Below are 14,310 nucleotides of genomic sequence, written 5' to 3' on the forward strand. Positions count from 1 at the left end.
GCAGGAGCAGGAGCAGGAGCAGGAGCAGGAGCAGGAGCAGGAGCAGGAGCAGGAGCAGGAGCAGGAGCAGGTTGGCTCAGTTTTGTCGTAACAGAGGCGCTCTGCACCGTTTTGGACTGCACCGGGTGCGTTGGTGTGGCAGAAGCCGAAGTTTTTTTTGCGCCGGAGGTGCGCAGGGGGGCGCCAATGTCTCCATTAGGGAAAAAGACGTGGGGGGATGAGTCCCCAACAGCCTTGGAGAGTTCTTCGGCAAAGTCCGCGCTGGCGGAATAAGGCGCTGCCTGAAGAGTTTGAGCAGCAAAAAGGCAGCCAAACATAATCGGTAAGATCAAGTGTCTCGCCGCGCACACCGGGGATTGTTCTCCTGCTTTTTAATTGTCTTGGACTATGGCACTTCTTGCTCGCGAGCGGAATATCCAAGATGGTGGGTTTGTTCTCAACAAAGTGCATGCAAGGGCTGCATATTGGTAGCGTCTTGCTTTTCTTTTCTGATATTTGCAGCCTGACTGGGCGTTATAACTCACCATTTTTGCCACTCACGCGGCGAGGAGGCTGCCCTGCCCCTTGTTGTCAGAGGGCCGTTAGCCGAGGTGTAATGGCGCACCCGATGTTGCATTGATTTGTGATTTGTGGCGCAAACACCACACAATCGGGTAGCTGGCAGCGGCACATCATGTAGTTATTAACACTAATTATCATTTGCATATATTGGCTTGTGCCATATTTCGTGGTTGAATGCCCGGCGTAACACTTAACCGCTTTGGATGATCTGACTATGTTCTTGCGGTGCAACGAGGGCACAACAGCTTTGCATGATAGGGCGATGCTCTTTTTTGTGAATATATGGGGCTCTGCCCCGATACGTTCTGCCGTGCTCCGTGTGATGCCTTGCCTTTGTGGGCATGGGGCAAGACATAGCCTTATCATACAACTGGAGCAGTTATGCTAACGCTCTCTGGGCTGCTGTTCTTGGGTGGTGGCGGATGCACTCTGGCATCGGGTGTGCTGTTCTATCTTGCCTCCCGGAATCAGCGTTTATTTACACAGCGCCCCGGCAACAGGCATTGCCTCCTGGGTGCTATGGCCATGGGGGTGCTGGCAGCCAGTCTACTTTGGAGCATCACAAGCGCTGCAACCGCGTGTTTTATGGTTGTGCTGCTTCTGATGGTGGTTTGTAGCGTTTTCCCCCTTTTTATGGCCATGCTGCGGCCGGATAGAAAGTGATCATGTCCGCATTCAGGCTGACGAATGACCAATGGCTTGCCAAGCTTATGGCGGCCATTGTACCCGGCGCCCTTCTCTCTCTGGGGTGTATGGCTGTGTTGGGGCTGTTCTGCCATGCCAGTGGGGACGCCCGGAGTGTTTCCGCGCAATTTTTAATGTGGTTTGCCATTGTGGGCTGGCTGGCCCTTGTGGGGAGTTGCTTTCTGTTCCGTTCCGGGCGGAGGGCTTGGGCCATGCTTGGTGGTGGTGCGCTGGTTGTCTGGGGACTGTTTGTAATATTGGCCAAGGTTATAATGGTATGAAACTTCGGGCCGATATTGTGCAGGCATACAGGGACATACACAGCTGGGTTGGTATTCTTTGCGGCCTGTTCCTTTTTGTGGCGTTTTATGCGGGCTCCATAAGCATGTTTGAACAGCCATTGCAGAACTGGCTTACGCCCGCCACCCCTTTGCCCTCGCCTGTGAATATTGAGAATACGCCAGAGCTTTTACAAAAAGCTCTGGCGGAATATCCAGAAGCCGGGCGGCATTATATTCTTGTCATCAATCCTGATCGTGCCCAGCCTGCCAGACTGATGTGGCCACAGGACCCGACACACCGCGGACATGGACCGCAGGATTTTATGCTTGCAGCCCTCTCCCCTGATGGAAAGTTGGTTACGGCTGCGCGCAGACCGTCGGAAATTCCGTTTTTTATCGATCAGCTTCATGAGCAGGTGGGCTTGCCATTGCCGCACACTATGGCCCGGTATTTTATGGGGTGTGTGGCTCTGGCCTATTTTCTGGCTCTGGTTTCAGGCATTATAGCTTTTCTGCCAGCGTTGAAGAAAATGCTTTTTGCCGTCCGCCTGAATACCGGTGCACGCAAGGTATGGCTTGATCTGCATAATCTGCTAGGTTTTTTTTCCCTGCCCTTCCACTGCGTGATTGCTCTGACAGCCGCTGTTTTTGCATTTCATGAACCAGTGTTTACCGTGCAGGAAAAACTGTTCCAATCCATGCAAGGCGTTGGGCAAAGCGCAGCGCATGGGCATAAAGCACCAGAAAACAGCAAAACACGGACCGAGGTAGCGGTGGTGGGTAAAGAGATGCCACTTGCCCCTGCGCTCCTGCTGGCCACAGTGCAACAGCAGGCCCCGGGTTTTGTGGCGGACACGCTGGAATACACAGCACAACGCGGAAAAGGCAAAAGCGGACTGGTGCTTCGCGTTGCCGGACATGATGCACGCTACCCTATGCGGGGCGCGACCAATGGCTTTGCTATGGTAGATCCGGCAAGTGGCAAAATTTTATCGACTGATTATCTACCGGGACATCAATCCCGAGGACTTGCAGTTTTAACGGCATTTTTTGCGCTTCATTTTGGCAGTTATGGTGGCCTGCCTGTGCGGTGGGGGTATTACTGCCTTGGGGTTGGGGGGGCATTTTTATTTTATACCGGCAATCGGTTATGGATATTGGCGCGCATACGTCGCGAACACAGCGCGACCACATTATCCCGGCAGACGCGTGGCACATGGGTTTTGTCCTGCCTGATGACCGGCTGCATTACGGGGTGTATGGCGGGCATTGCCCTGTTGTTTATCTGCGCGCCATTTTTGCCTTTGGGTGGGACTTATGGTCAGGCAAGTGCTCTATATTATGCAGCTTTTGTGCTGTGTATGGCGCTGGCGTTCAGTCTTGGAGAACGCTTGAGGGAGCCTGTGCTCTTCTGCCTTGCGGGACTGGTTAATGTTGCTGTGGCCCCAGTGCTGCTTGTGTCTGCACTGTTCACAGGCAGCGTGACACTCACTGGCCTGTGTACGGCTGCCATAACCCTGCTGCTCGGTACTTTTCTTTTATACTCAGTCAAACGATCCGGGTGCAGGATTGCTGTTTGATGGAGGCACTGCCTCCCCCTCCGTTTTGCGGGAGGAAGAGGCTGCGTAAAATGGTGTTCTTCAGTAAATAATAACAGAGCGGATGGATTTGCCTTCGTGCATCAGATCAAAGGCATGGTTGATATCTTCCAGCCCCATGGTGTGGGTCACAAAAGGTTTAAGGTCGATCTCGCCTTTCATGGCGTCTTCTACCATGCCGGGTAGCTGGCTACGGCCTTTTACGCCGCCAAATGCGGTTCCTTTCCATGTGCGCCCGGTGACAAGCTGGAAAGGACGGGTGGAAATTTCCTGTCCGGCTCCGGCAACCCCAATCACTACAGATTGCCCCCACCCGCGGTGTGCACATTCAAGGGCTGCACGCATGACATTAACATTGCCAATACATTCAAAGGTATGATCAACCCCCCAGCGGGTTATGTCCAGAATGACCTGTTGAATGGGTTTGTCATAATCCTTGGGATTCAGGCAGTCTGTTGCCCCCATGGATCTGGCGAGTTCAAATTTGGCTGGATTGGTATCTATGGCAAAAATTCTACCTGCCTTTGCCTGTCGTGCACCCTGAATAACGGCCAGACCAATGCCACCAAGGCCAAATACAGCAACACTGTCGCCCGCCTGCACTTTGGCGGTATTATGCACTGCCCCGATACCGGTTGTAACGCCACAGCCCAGAAGGCACACGTGCTCATGATCCGCATGAGGGTTGATTTTAGCCAGAGAGACTTCGGCAACCACTGTGTATTCACTAAAGGTGGAGCACCCCATGTAATGGTAGAGCGGTTGCCCATTGTAGGAAAAACGGCTTGTACCATCGGGCATAACGCCCTTGCCCTGCGTTTCGCGCACCGCAATGCACAGGTTTGTTTTGCCTGAAGTGCAGAACTCGCATTTGCCGCATTCTGCCGTGTAGAGTGGAATAACGTGGTCCCCTGGGGCGACAGATGTCACGCCTTCCCCAACTTCAACCACCACCCCCGCTCCTTCATGGCCGAGCACACAGGGGAAAAGCCCTTCGGGGTCACTGCCAGAGAGGGTGAACGCATCTGTGTGGCAAACACCGGTGTGGGTGATGTGAACCAGAACCTCTCCCTTTTTTGGGGGGGCTACGTCAATTTCCACAATCTGCAGGGGCTCACCGGGAGCAAAGGCAACAGCGGCACGGGACTTCATGGTCGTTCCTTCTCGGATTATTTCAGGTAGGTGCGTACAAGGGAGAGAATGGTGTCGATACTTTTCTGCTGACCGGCATCAAGGTGGGCGTCTGCACCAAATTCCTCTTGCAGATACATACCCATAACTTCGGACATAAGCCCGTTGACGGCCCCACGTATTGCCGCAAGCTGCTGAAGAACCGGAGCGCACTCGCTCCCTGCCTCCAGCGCTTTTTCGAGCGCATCGCACTGTCCGCGTATGCGCCGCAGGCGAGTGAGCGCCTTCTTTTTGTCTTCGGGTGTATGGGGCATTCTGTACGCGATCCTCTTTACTATAGGGGAGTATAGTATCTGTATTGTTTTATGGCTAGCACTGCGGCTTGGTTGTCGCCGGTGCGCGCGAGATTGTTATTTTTTAAAAGGGTACAGGCTTAGCACAAAGGACAGCACGATGCTGTTCAGGGAGAGGAGCATGATGCAAAGCGCAATGGCTGGCACCACGGACCAGCTCAGGCTGGTTTGAAAAGCAAAAGCCAATGCCAACACTGCTGCTAACCGCAGCAGTATGACCTGTTTTTTTGCGCCGGTCTGAAGGGGCCAGCCACATTTGTTGCGAATAAAGACCAGACTGCAGGCCCATAGAACACAGGCAGCCAGAATTGCGGCTTCGGTCGCGCAAAAAGCGGTGTCAGTCATGGCGGCTTCTGGCAGATAGTAGGCGTCCACTACCAAGGCAGAGCAGGCCGGTTAAGGCGCATAGACTGTTTACGGTCACGTGGAGTGCTGTGCCCCATATTGCCAAGGGCACCACCAATGCATCCATGACTGGGACACCCAGCCCAGCAATGCCGGTTGTCCAGCAGAGTATTCTCCAGCTTTTGCAAGGAGGGCAGGCAATGGCTAAAAGGCCGCAGCATGCCCAGATGCAAAAAAAACCTTCCACCTCCAAATTGGCCCGGGTCGGCCAAAAAGCAGGAATAACTCTGTTGCAGAGCAAAAAGCCCAGACATGCGCAAAGCAGACCGCCAAGCAGGGTAACATTCAAGCGCTGCGCAAGGTGAAGTGTTGAGGTGGAGTGTTTCTTCTGCCGTGCCGTATAATAGATCAGGCCGCTTGCGATCATGACGCAGGAGGCCACACCACCACAAAACCACAGCCAGCGCAGTAAATTACCCATACTGCGTGCAATATGCAGGCCGTTGAGAATATAAAACGCATCTTCCAGTTTTGTTGCTGGAGTGGTTTTGCCTGTAAACTCTCCAGTCTGGCTATTAAACACGGCAGACAGGTCGTTCGCATTCAGGCTGTTGTGCTGGATGGCGGAAAATGTGGTCTCGTTGCCATCAAACGTCACATAAGACGGAGCATAGCCCAGATGGCTGCGTGCTTGTTGCAGCATTGTATTTAATGGGGCTCGTGGTGCCCATTGCGGTATTGCCTGCGCAATGCTGCTTTGTTGTGTAGAGGCCGACACTTGACTGAAGTGGATGAGCGGTAGGGCATTTTCCGCAGTTAAAACCAGACCGGACCACGTTATCAGAATATGGAATGGAAGCATGGCACTGCCCGTCAGTACATGCAGGTCCAGCAGGCAACGTGGCAGGGCTGCCTGCAGCCTGAGCGTAAAATAATCTGGGATCAAACGCTTGAGGTGCAGCAGAACGCCAGACAGAACCAGAACGGCAAAAGCAAAGGCCGCACAGGCCACCACGCGCGCGCCCCATGGGGCAGGGATGCGGAGCGTGTAGTGGAATGTGAAGAAAAACGTCCCTCCCTCGGTCTGTCGGGGGTGGATGATGTCCCCCGTGCGCGGATCAAGAACAGGCCCTACAAAACTATGTCCATCGTAATGCAGAATACGGAGTGTTGGGTCGCGTGTGTCCGGTAGCAGCAGGAATGATGGAGAGGTGCCCGTATGCTCACTCTCAAGCAGGATATGCTGTACGTGCTCCATGGCTCGGGGGGTAAGCGTGGCGTTTGCTGGAACAACGGCGGTTTCTGGCTGCATCCAGCGGGTGAGCTCGGTATCAAACAGAGCAAGGGTGCCGGTTAGAAAAATAGCAAAGGCAAACCAGCCGGTAATAAGACCAGCCCATCGATGTAGCCAGGACAGCCGGGCGCGGCGGGCTGGTGTCATGGCTGTATAATCAGCAGCAAACCACCGCACAGCACCAGTGCAGTGCTGAGCACAAGTGCTGTGCGGGGTGTGTTAACCCAGAATGCCCAGACCATGGCCGGTGCGGCCAGAGCACTTGCTATGGCCCGATACCCCTGCGTGGCGGCATCTGTAATTGCGGGGCAGAAATTAACAATGGCAGAACCCCACATCACAAGTGCCAGCCAGCAAAGCAGTGCGGCAACAAGGCGGCGGGCATACTCTGGCACGGAGGTCACGCGCAATTCCAGATTGTATCCGCAGGCTTATCCCCCCTGCCCTGTGGACTGCATATATCTGGTTTAGAACAGATTATGCACGAATAGGCTGATAGAGGGAGGGCGGACACGGTTGCTCGCTTGTTTGTTTTGAATAGTCGCTCTGTCCGCCCTTGTAGTGCGAATAACTCTCACCCTCAAGATTGCGTGGCGCGTTTGGCTTGCATGCCACACAAAAAATTATTTGTTCAGCGTTCGGGCCAAATCTGCCAGCGCACTGATCTGGCGGGTTAGAAAGTCCCGGGTTGGTGTGTCTGTTAAAGACAGTGTCTGAGGGTCCACTTTGCTGCCGACAAGCCCGATCATGGCTTCGGGTTTGTTCAGGACAAACGCATCCAGAAAAACCAGACTTTGCCGCAGGTGATACTGGGCCCGCGCCCCACCGATCTGCCCCGGAGAGGCCGTTTGAATGGCAACCGGCTTTTTGGCCAAAGGCTGGGGCGTTACGCGTGAGAGCCAGTCAATGGCGTTTTTGAGCACGCCGGGTATGGAGTAATTATATTCGGGCGTGACAATAATAACCCCGTCAGATGCCTTGATCTGCTCCGCCATTTCCAGAACCGCAGGAGGAAAGCCTTCGTCCTGCGTGTCCTGGTTGTAGTGGGGAAAATCGGCAATGCTCCCCAACGCGGAAATGGATACCCCTTCAGGTGCCAGTTGTGGCAGGCTTTGGGCAATGGCTGCGTTAAAAGATGCGCGGCGCAAGCTGCCCAGAAGTGTTACAAAATGCAGATTTGTAGAGCTTGTCATGACCTTAGACCTTATCATCTCTAACGTATTTTTGTTGATTGCAAAGCCCGTGCGTCTCAGGCCGGAATGCCGCCAAATAATCCGTTGCTGAAATCCTCCATAGCCTGCCGGATCTGCGCGCGGGTATTCATGACAAAGGGGCCGTACCCTTCAATCGGTTCGTTCAGCGGGGCTCCGGTCAGGACCAGAAAACTACTGTGGACCTGTGCCTGCACCGTAACCTCTGTTCCCTCGTGGTCCAGTAGAACGAGTTGCGCGCTGCCAAGTTCCTGCGAATCATTCACATTCAGCCGTCCCTCAAGCGAGACAATGGCGGCATTATGCCCTTCTGGCAGGCTAAAGGTCAGCTGTGCGCCCTGCTCCAGTTGCACATCCCATACATTGAGGGGGGAAAACACATGGGCAGGTCCAGTGGTCAGGCCATACTGACCGGCAATAACCCGTAAAGTCCCCGCGTCATGTGGTAGCGGTAGTGTTGGAATATCCGCAGCCAGCAGGGTCTGGTAGGCGGGTGGCGCCAGTTTGTCTTTGGCTGGCAGGTTGACCCAGAGCTGGACCATTCTGAACGCACCACCGGTTGCGGCGTAATGGGGGGAGTGGAATTCCTGATGCAGAATGCCGTTGCCAGCTGTCATCCACTGGACATCTCCGGGGCCGATGATGCCACCACCACCTGATGAATCCCGGTGCTCGACTTCTCCATCGTAAACGATTGTCACGGTCTCAAACCCCCTGTGCGGGTGCTCTCCTACCCCTCGGCGCTCCTCAGTTGGTTGAAAGTGATGCGGGCCAGCATAATCCAGCAACAAAAACGGGCTGAGATGCTGCCCCAGAGTTGTGTAGGAAAAGAGAGAGCGGACCGGAAAACCATTTCCCACCCAGTGCCCGCGTTCATTGCCGTACCGGCCCAGAATTTTTTTATGCATTGGTGTCCTCCTGATATTTTTGAAGCCTGAACCTCAGCGCGTTCTTTTTTGCTTATCTGGAACATAAAAGTCGGGCAGTGTTCTAAAAAGACCCGCAGATCAAACATTGCGTTGCATGGATGAGACGATGAGAGACCTGAATGATTTTGATTATTTTGTGCAGGTCGTGGACTTTGGTGGTTTTTCATCCGCTGCACGGGCTTTGGGGGTACAGAAATCTCTGCTGAGCCGACGTGTTGCTGCACTTGAAACGCGGCTGAACACCAGATTGCTGCAACGCTCATCCCGCCATTTTTCAGTAACCGAGGCGGGGCATCGGTTTTATGGGCATTGCAAAGCCATGCTGGCTGAGGCGGATCTGGCGGAGCAGTCTATTGCCCGGTTGCAGGCTGAACCCTGTGGTGTGGTACGCATGAGTTGCCCTGTGGCTTTGCTCAACTTCCAGTTTGGGGCCATTTTGTCGCGTTTTTTGGTGCGCTATCCTTCGGTTACTCTGGAGTTGAACAGCACCAATCATCGGGTGGATATCTTACAGGGGCGGCTCGATCTTGCGGTGCGGGTGCGTTTTCCACCGATTGAACCCTCTGATCTTGTCATGCGTGTTCTTGATACCAGTACGCAGTGCCTCGTGGTTGCACCGGCATTGCTGCAAAAACGCCTGAGCCTACCGGCTGATCTGGCCGCATTGCCCAGCATGGATTTCCACACCAACCCTGCCGAACACGCATGGGTTTTGGAAAATAATGAGGGGCAGACTGCCACGGTTTTTCATGAACCCCGGCTGGTCACGGACGATATGGTTGTACTGCGGGAAGCTGCGCTGGCAGGTGTAGGCGTAGTACAATTGCCAACAATTATGGTGTGGAAAGATGTTGAGGCCGGGCGGCTGGTCCAGGCACTCCCCCAGTGGACGCCACGCGCAGGCCTTGTGCATGCCGTGTTCCCTTCCCGCAAAGGGTTGATGCCTGCAGTCAGGAGCTTGCTGGACTTTATGGCGGAGGAATGTAGCGAGCAAAGGCGGATGGCGGCATCCACCTTTGTGGTGCGAAACTCCTGATGGTATTGTGGGGTAACTCAGCCCGGCTTTTGCCTTACGGAACGGTAGGGGAAACCTTATTTGCTGCGATAGTAAATGCCTGTGTTATCGCACTGATAAATGGTCTGGTCAGACGTAAAAAAACTGGTTGAAGGCTGTGTTCCAGTAATGACGCAATGATGTTCCTGTACAAACTGGTCCCATTGATTCTGCCGGTAGTTGTGTAGGACTTTGGACCCACCCCACATTATTCCACCAACGATAAAAAATGCGGAAGCCCACAAGATCACTTCTTTTGTAGTTTTGCTCATGCTTCATATTCCAATTGAATAAAACGGGCTTCAGGTTTTTGGTTTTGACCTTCGCCCTTCTGCAACAGAGCGATAAATGTTCTCTAATTACTTTTTGCAGTTGTGGCAAATAGCGTATTATCAACGCAGGTCAGGTAATAAAATTTCAATTTATTATATTTATTTATAATGCCCAGACTGACTGCGTGTGGGTTGTTGATTTTTCAGGCGCAAAAATCTTGATAACTGAGCCGTTTAGTGCGTGATTTGCCTGTGGTTGTCGGGCGTTTGGGCTATTGTTCTGCCGTTTTGAGGTATGACATATTCAATAAATCACACTTTTATGATCGTGATAAAAGCCCGTGGTTTCGTTCGTGCGTTATGTTCATATGATGCGTGAACGCCCCCCCACGCCTGAATAATTCACAGGACCGTTCATACAGCGCAGAGCAGGCAGGTTCTGATGGACGAACATGCGTCATCCAAGCCATGTATGGTATGAATAAAAAGCACGCAGGCATGCAAAACTTGCATATCGTAGGGTTAATCCGTTACAAGGGATAAAATTCCACAAAAAAGGATGCAATATGGCCAATTTGACAGCACTTTTGATCGACGCCGCAATTTTTGTTTTTTGCCCATGGATTTTGTGGCGGCTCCTGCATAAAGCGCTGCCAATAGCTGTGTTGCCCATTCTTGTCGGCATAGGTCTTGCCGTGTGGCATGTCCCTGTGCAGCAAATGGGTATTCCCTCTGTTTATGGGAACAATATCGGCTGGGTTGCCGTGCTGGTTCTGGCTTTTACCGCCGGTCTGGAAATGTGGCAGCACCCAGGAGGGGAACCTTCGGGGCAGGATTTTGCACAGCCAACAATTGGCCGCCTGTTTGGGGGGGCTGCGGTTGCGCTGGGTATTCCTTTTTTGGTGGGGTCGTTTCTGGCCTATACCGTGTTTTTGCATTTGCATGGATGGCAGGCACCGGGGGCGTCCCCTTGGGTTGCAGCCGCGTCCATTGGTCTGTGTATTGCTGTGAGCGCGCTGCCGGTATTGATCGGGGTTGTGCGTGAGCTTGATGCGAGCCAAAAACCACTGGGCCAGCTTGCCCTCAAGCTGGCCGTTGTGGACGATGCTGCGTTGTGGATCGGGTTGGCGGCGCTCCAGTTTGCGGCTCGTGGGTCTGCTGCGCTGCATGGTTGGACTGGGCTGGAAGTTCTTGCGATTGTTCTGCTGCTCGGGCTGGCGGCTGCGGGCTATTGGGCCAGTCAGCATTTCCGGCATCCGCCTTTGATCGTGATCTGGCTTGCCGTTCCGATTTATCTGGCCGCAGGGTCATGGGCCAGCATGCAGCTTGGTTTGCATGAGTTGATCGGTGCGTATTTTGCCGGGGCGATTATGCCCCCAAGCTGGGTGCGGCGCCTGCCGGTAGAATCTGTGGGAACATTTGCCCTGATCTGGTTCGCTCCCATGTTTTTTGGCCATAGCGGGTTGCATATCAATGGGGATGCGCTGACATGGCCTTCGGTCGTGGCGTCTTTGTCGCTGGTTGTTATTTCCATGGTGACCAAGATTGCTGCTGTTTATCTCTACCCTCCGGCTGCCGGGCTCAAACCAAGGCAGGCGTTAGGTGTGGGGGCTCTGCTCCAGTGTAAAGGACTGATGGAAATTGTTGCCGCGACCATTCTGCATGGTCAGGGTATGCTGTCAGACTTTGGGTTTGCCTCATTGATGGTTCTGGCCGTCATTTCCACCACTCTGACAGGGCCACTGTTCAGGCTGTTTTCCCCGCGCGGTGCCAGCACAACCGGCACCTGAGCCATGTTTGGGCGGTCTAACGGCTTCTGGCTGCTATCTTGGCCGTCAGGTCGGGTCATAGGGAGTTTTGCGCCCTTAACGTGGTCTGGTGTCTGCCTTCACAGCATTGTCATGGATATGGGGCTTGGCAAAAGGCCCGACTTGCCCAAGACCTGAACAGGGTCTGCCTCTGCCGTAACCCTGTATCCATGTTTTAATAAGGAGCTGGAGCCCCAATGACCAGCACACCCACGGCAGGTCGGGACAAAGCCGTGTATCTGCTACTCTGGCTCGCGGTAGCCCTGTTTCTGTCTTACCTTGCTGTTGCCATGTCCATGCCGACGACCTCGGTTTTTGTGGCAACCTCGTTGCACATGGGTAATGCCCTTGCTGGGCTGGCGGTTGGGATTGCGTTTTTTTCCACCATTTTGACGCGTGGCTTTGCTGGCCGCTTTGCTGACCATCAGGGTGGCAAGCGCTGCATGGTGTATGGGCTTGTGCTGTATGTTTTAAGCGGTGTTCTGGCTATGGCTGTCGCAGGCATGCCAACGCCGTGGTCTGGGTTTGGCATGCTCGTGTTGGCCCGCCTGACGCTGGGGTTGGGCGAAAGCCTGACAGTCGTAGGGCTGTTGGCATGGGGCATCGGCCTTATGGGCCACCAGCGGTCGGGGCGTGTGCTCTCTGTTGTGGGCATGGGCATGTATGGGTCTTTGGCGGCGGGGAGCCCTCTGGGGCTGCTCCTGTACAATCTGGGTGGTTACGGGTTGGTCGCACTTGCCTGTACGGGGGCTCCATTAATGGGGCTTGCCATGACCTCCCCCGTTGAGGCTGTGCCACCCCATGGTGGTGAGCGGCAGCCAGTAGGGCGCATTATCCATAAAATTTCTGATCTGGGGCTGGTGGTCTTTTTTCAGGGTATCGGATTTGCGGCTATTGGTGCGTTTATGCCGCTTATGTTCCTGCACAGGCACTGGCCCCATGCTGCCATGGGGCTAACATTTTTTGGTGTTGCGTTTGTGCTGGTGAGAATTCTGTGCAGCCATCTGCCAGACAGACTGGGTGGTGCGCGCGTTGCGTGTGCCTCCATGGTGGTGGAAACAATAGGTCAATTGCTGCTGTGGCAGGCGACTGGCCCGAGTGTTGCACTGGCTGGCGCATTTTTGACCGGTTGTGGCTGTTCCATGATCTTTCCCGCCATGGGGGTGGAGGTGGTCAGGCGCGTGTCCCCGCAGATGCGCGGCACCGCTATGGGCGGTTTTGCCGCTTTTCAGGACCTTGCATATGGCGCAACAGGCCCCTTGACCGGCCTGCTGGCAGAATGGGCCGGAGACGGCAGCGTATTTATGGTGGGGTGTGCCGCAGGTTTTGGCGGGCTTTTTCTGGCCAGCAGACTGGCATGGCGTGAGCGTGCGGCAGCACTGACCCACTGAGCAAACAACAGATGGAGACCAGGATGAAACCCGTAGTGCTTGCAACCACCTTCCTTTTGGGTTTTCCAGTTCTGGCAAAAGCGCAGACGGTGCCTGTGGCTCTGACCCATGTCCGGATTATAGATGGTACGGGTGCTGCTCCTATAGAGGATGGCACAGTTGTTATGCAGGATGGGATCATTGTCACGGCCGGGCATGGTGTGCCCCTGCCCCCACATGCAAGGATTATAGACCGCTCGGGAATGACGGTGTTACCCGGCCTTGTGTCCGACCATAGTCATGTTGGTCAGTTGGAAGGGGTGCGTACGGACGCGCAGTTTTATACGGTAGAGACGATTACTTCCGAACTGGCGCAATACAGGCGTTACGGTGTGACAACCGTTACAGCGCTCGGTAATAATGCTCCCAAGGTGTTTGACCCCATGCGTAAAAATGCGCATTTGGGTTTGCTTCCTGCGGATATGTTTGGCGTGGATCAGGGCATTGGCGTGCCAAAAGGGGCTCCCCCGGTGCACGTTGCGCCAGATCAGCTTTTCAGGCCCCATACGCCAGAGCAGGCACGCCAGAATGTTGATGCCATGGCAGACGAGGGTACGGATCTGGTTAAAATCTGGGTAGATGATTTTGACCATTCACTGCCCGTTAAAATGGACCCGGCTATTATAGAAGCCGTTGTGGATGAAGCGCATAAAAAACATCTGCGTGTTGCCGCCCATATCCATGATCTGGATGACGCACAGCGTGTTGTGGCAAGTGGGGTCGATATTCTGGCGCACGGTGTGCGTGACAAACCCGTTCCCCCGTCTTTTGTGCAAACACTGAAGGAAAAGGGAATATGGTATATTCCCACGCTACAGCTTGATGAGGCTACGACCGTATGGGCAGACCAGCCCGCGTGGGTTCATGCACCGTATGTTGTGGCGGGCCTGTCCGCCCCCTTACGCCAGCAGATCAACGCTCCAGCATGGCGCAAGGAAAATGCAACAGGTGCCAAGGCTGAGTTTGCCCGTAAATCGCTGGCTATGAATCTACAGAATGTGAAAACCCTTTGGGATGCTGGCGTAAAAATAGGCTTTGGCACGGACAGCGGCGCAACCCCTCTGCGGGTGCCCGGCGTTGCAGAGCACCGAGAACTGGCACTGATGGTCAGTGCGGGCCTTTCGCCCCTGCAAGCCCTGCATGTGGCGACACAACAGGCAGCACTTCTGCTGAATCTGCACGATCGGGGCGTCATTGCAGCAGGCAGGAGGGCAGACCTGCTGGTGGTTGCGGGGAACCCGGCAAACACGATTGCCGATACCGATAAAGTGGAAGAAACATGGGAAAACGGCAATGCCGTAGCCGGGCCTGTGGTTGCAATAACGACCCCGCTCTCCCCCTAAAATATGATCTGGATAA

The 14,310-nt window shown here is 54.3% G+C and carries 13 protein-coding genes; 6 read left to right on the forward strand and 7 right to left on the reverse strand.

Annotated elements, in window-relative coordinates; translation table 11 throughout:
• Positions 1–1,226 precede the first annotated feature (1,226 nt).
• Complete coding sequence (locus HK26_RS11585; protein ID WP_086639925.1) at positions 1,227–1,526, forward strand: hypothetical protein; 300 nt, start codon at positions 1,227–1,229, stop codon at positions 1,524–1,526.
• On the forward strand, positions 1,523–3,106 hold the full coding sequence (locus HK26_RS11590; RefSeq protein WP_086639926.1) for a PepSY-associated TM helix domain-containing protein: 1,584 nt from the start codon (positions 1,523–1,525) through the stop codon (positions 3,104–3,106). Before HK26_RS11585 ends, HK26_RS11590 begins: the two co-directional genes overlap by 4 nt.
• Before the next feature lie 60 nt (positions 3,107–3,166).
• On the opposite strand, the gene HK26_RS11595 is transcribed toward HK26_RS11590, so the two are convergent.
• The 7 genes from HK26_RS11595 to HK26_RS11625 form a co-directional block, all read right to left on the reverse strand.
• Positions 3,167–4,276: an S-(hydroxymethyl)glutathione dehydrogenase/class III alcohol dehydrogenase gene (locus HK26_RS11595; protein ID WP_086639927.1), complete on the reverse strand. Its 1,110-nt coding sequence runs from the start codon at positions 4,274–4,276 to the stop codon at positions 3,167–3,169.
• Between the two features lie 17 nt (positions 4,277–4,293).
• Complete coding sequence (locus HK26_RS11600) at positions 4,294–4,569, reverse strand: metal-sensing transcriptional repressor (RefSeq protein WP_086639928.1); 276 nt, start codon at positions 4,567–4,569, stop codon at positions 4,294–4,296.
• A 96-nt stretch (positions 4,570–4,665) separates the two neighbouring features.
• Complete coding sequence (locus HK26_RS11605; RefSeq protein ID WP_086639929.1) at positions 4,666–4,953, reverse strand: hypothetical protein; 288 nt, start codon at positions 4,951–4,953, stop codon at positions 4,666–4,668.
• Positions 4,946–6,394, reverse strand: coding sequence for a PepSY-associated TM helix domain-containing protein (locus HK26_RS11610; RefSeq protein WP_086639930.1), 1,449 nt, complete (start codon positions 6,392–6,394; stop codon positions 4,946–4,948). The genes HK26_RS11605 and HK26_RS11610 overlap by 8 nt, the downstream gene beginning before the upstream one ends.
• On the reverse strand, positions 6,391–6,651 hold the full coding sequence (locus HK26_RS11615; protein ID WP_143296355.1) for a hypothetical protein: 261 nt from the start codon (positions 6,649–6,651) through the stop codon (positions 6,391–6,393). The genes HK26_RS11610 and HK26_RS11615 overlap by 4 nt, the downstream gene beginning before the upstream one ends.
• 219 nt (positions 6,652–6,870) lie before the next feature.
• Positions 6,871–7,440 (reverse strand): NADPH-dependent FMN reductase, encoded by a 570-nt coding sequence (locus HK26_RS11620; protein WP_086639932.1) that lies wholly within the window; start codon positions 7,438–7,440, stop codon positions 6,871–6,873.
• A 56-nt stretch (positions 7,441–7,496) separates the two neighbouring features.
• Complete coding sequence (locus tag HK26_RS11625; protein WP_086639933.1) at positions 7,497–8,366, reverse strand: pirin family protein; 870 nt, start codon at positions 8,364–8,366, stop codon at positions 7,497–7,499.
• A 127-nt stretch (positions 8,367–8,493) separates the two neighbouring features.
• Here HK26_RS11625 and HK26_RS11630 point away from each other — a divergent pair, with 127 nt between their 5' ends.
• The 4 genes from HK26_RS11630 (at position 8,494) to HK26_RS11645 (ending at position 14,294) form a co-directional block, all read left to right on the forward strand.
• Positions 8,494–9,423: a LysR substrate-binding domain-containing protein gene (locus HK26_RS11630; protein ID WP_086639947.1), complete on the forward strand. Its 930-nt coding sequence runs from the start codon at positions 8,494–8,496 to the stop codon at positions 9,421–9,423.
• Positions 9,424–10,279: 856 nt separating this feature from the next.
• On the forward strand, positions 10,280–11,503 hold the full coding sequence (locus HK26_RS11635; RefSeq protein ID WP_086639934.1) for a cation:proton antiporter: 1,224 nt from the start codon (positions 10,280–10,282) through the stop codon (positions 11,501–11,503).
• 215 nt (positions 11,504–11,718) lie between these two features.
• Positions 11,719–12,912: an arabinose transporter gene (locus HK26_RS11640; protein ID WP_086639935.1), complete on the forward strand. Its 1,194-nt coding sequence runs from the start codon at positions 11,719–11,721 to the stop codon at positions 12,910–12,912.
• A 23-nt stretch (positions 12,913–12,935) separates the two neighbouring features.
• Entirely contained in the window at positions 12,936–14,294 is a 1,359-nt protein-coding gene (locus HK26_RS11645; protein WP_180539541.1) for an amidohydrolase family protein, read from the forward strand.
• Positions 14,295–14,310 lie beyond the last annotated feature (16 nt).

This window comes from Acetobacter okinawensis, assembly GCF_002153655.1.
GTDB classification, from domain to species: domain Bacteria; phylum Pseudomonadota; class Alphaproteobacteria; order Acetobacterales; family Acetobacteraceae; genus Acetobacter; species Acetobacter okinawensis_A.

Coding starts and splice junctions, on each gene's coding strand:
- HK26_RS11625 (WP_086639933.1), bottom strand. CDS start 8,366: ATGCATAAAAAAATTCTGGGCCGGTACGGCAATGAACGCGGGCACTGG.
- HK26_RS11610 (WP_086639930.1), bottom strand. CDS start 6,394: ATGACACCAGCCCGCCGCGCCCGGCTGTCCTGGCTACATCGATGGGCT.
- HK26_RS11590 (WP_086639926.1), top strand. CDS start 1,523: ATGAAACTTCGGGCCGATATTGTGCAGGCATACAGGGACATACACAGC.
- HK26_RS11645 (WP_180539541.1), top strand. CDS start 12,936: ATGAAACCCGTAGTGCTTGCAACCACCTTCCTTTTGGGTTTTCCAGTT.
- HK26_RS11595 (WP_086639927.1), bottom strand. CDS start 4,276: ATGAAGTCCCGTGCCGCTGTTGCCTTTGCTCCCGGTGAGCCCCTGCAG.
- HK26_RS11585 (WP_086639925.1), top strand. CDS start 1,227: ATGTCCGCATTCAGGCTGACGAATGACCAATGGCTTGCCAAGCTTATG.
- HK26_RS11605 (WP_086639929.1), bottom strand. CDS start 4,953: ATGACTGACACCGCTTTTTGCGCGACCGAAGCCGCAATTCTGGCTGCC.
- HK26_RS11600 (WP_086639928.1), bottom strand. CDS start 4,569: ATGCCCCATACACCCGAAGACAAAAAGAAGGCGCTCACTCGCCTGCGG.
- HK26_RS11635 (WP_086639934.1), top strand. CDS start 10,280: ATGGCCAATTTGACAGCACTTTTGATCGACGCCGCAATTTTTGTTTTT.
- HK26_RS11640 (WP_086639935.1), top strand. CDS start 11,719: ATGACCAGCACACCCACGGCAGGTCGGGACAAAGCCGTGTATCTGCTA.
- HK26_RS11630 (WP_086639947.1), top strand. CDS start 8,494: ATGAGAGACCTGAATGATTTTGATTATTTTGTGCAGGTCGTGGACTTT.
- HK26_RS11620 (WP_086639932.1), bottom strand. CDS start 7,440: ATGACAAGCTCTACAAATCTGCATTTTGTAACACTTCTGGGCAGCTTG.